The sequence below is a fragment of the Allobosea sp. 05T433 genome (assembly GCF_056396065.1).
Window position 1 is genome coordinate 1 of sequence record NZ_JBFTKS010000098.1, and the last position, 1,676, is coordinate 1,676.

Consider the following 1,676-nt stretch of genomic DNA (forward strand, 5'->3'; position numbering starts at 1 on the left):
CTCGGTCGCCGCAATCACTCGCTCACGCAAATCCTGGCTGTAAGCCCGTGCCATCCCGGCCTCCCGCGTCAGACAAGGAAGGAATCGCACTGTTCGCGGCGCTTGGGAATCCCGGCAGAATCGGAAAACCATGAACCTGCTCTAGCGCGCTGTCGTCAGGCAAGGCGCGATGACGATGGCGCCGAATTGCGCGCGGTCCGGCTCGGCAGCCTCACCCCGCGGGAGCGCGAGGTCTTCGCCCTTGTGGCGAGAGGCCGGATGAACAAGCAGATCGCCTACGAACTCGGAACCACCATTCGCACCATCAAGGCCCACCGCCACAAGGTGATGGAAAAAATGGCCGCCCGCTCCATTGCCGAGCTTGTCCTGTCCTCAGAGCAGCTTGGGCTCATCTCTTAGAAAAGGCGGGCGACCAGTTCGAGAGCACCAACACCCCCCTGCATTGTGTACGCAGTTTGAAAACGGCCGAGAAACGCGGCGCCTGGCAAAACGGCGCGTTTCCCGGAGGTGGACGACGGCTCTGTGGCAGTCTCGAGAAGAAGAGTTGGAGCGCCATGACAACCGACCTGGCACGGAGTGCAGGCGACCAGCACCCGGTGAAGGGCCTGATGCCGATCCCGCTGGGACTGGTGATGAAATCGGGTCTCAGGGATAGCGCAAGTACAATCGGGCCGCAGCGCGATGACCCCAGCTGAGATTATATGACGTATCGTCATGTAGTGCGCGCGTGCGGTCTCGTCTTATCGTGGCTGTATCGTCCTGATGTCACCGGTTAACCAATCTCAGTCGCCCCGAACGGGCAGGTGCAAATCCCCGTCGACGAGCCGATATACGTGTGCTTACATCACTTAGATTACAGATCTTGGTTTGACTACGTGCTGAATATTACACGATTCGCTACGCCCATCGGCCATCTGAAAGGTTATTGGCATGGCGGCCTCAAAGGGAAACGGATGTTCTCACGAACCTCCAGCATCGCCCCCGGCAAACCAGCGGAATTACAAATGGCTTCGGCCCGAGGGAGACGATGACGATAGTTTTGGGCGAGGGATTATTTGGGGAGCTGCGATATCGTTCCTGCTCTGGGGAGGGATGGCGGGCCTGGTACACTATCTTTCGATGACGGCACCGCATGCGTGATTTATCGCGCATGAGCACTCAGCAAGAGCATCGATGGCCTGAACTGGAGTGACTTCCTCAACCGCGATGGAACGCCCGTCCCCACGCCGCCCCATGCCGGAGGTCTGGGCCCCACGGGCGCCCGTTGGGATTGGCATGCTCTGGGCAGTCGTTTTTTGGACTCATAGAGCGAAGTGATCAAAATATCGCAGTCCGTAACATTCGGCACTTCATTGGGAAGTGGCACGGATTATTCGGGTTCTCTGCCGTTACTTCATATGGAACAGATTGACTTGCGTATCCCTGACCTCGGAGGACATCATGCGACTAGGTCTTGTATCCACCGCCGTTCTTGCGACGTGCCTGGCAACGTCGGCCTTCTCCGCCGACCTTCCCAGCCGCCAGGCGCCGCCTCCCCCGATCGTCTACGCGCCCCTGTTCACCTGGGCTGGTCTTTATGTCGGTCTCAACGCCGGCGTGGGCTGGGCTGACTCGGGCGAGATCGCCGTCAACGGGCCGACTGCTGGCTCTTCCAGCGTCCTGAGCGGTGTCGGCGG

At 59.7% G+C, this 1,676-nt stretch carries 2 protein-coding genes and 1 pseudogene; all 3 read left to right on the top strand.

Annotated elements, in window-relative coordinates; translation table 11 throughout:
• A partial coding sequence (locus AC1DGP_RS35160; RefSeq protein WP_476833285.1) for a response regulator transcription factor occupies positions 1-399 on the top strand: 399 nt, incomplete at its 5' end.
• Between the two features lie 155 nt (positions 400-554).
• Positions 555-695 carry a hypothetical protein gene (locus AC1DGP_RS35165; protein WP_476833286.1) on the top strand — a complete coding sequence of 47 codons (141 nt, stop codon included), beginning with the start codon at positions 555-557 and terminating at the stop codon, positions 693-695.
• Between the two features lie 745 nt (positions 696-1,440).
• Positions 1,441-1,676: pseudogene (locus tag AC1DGP_RS35170) on the top strand (outer membrane protein); the annotation flags it as partial.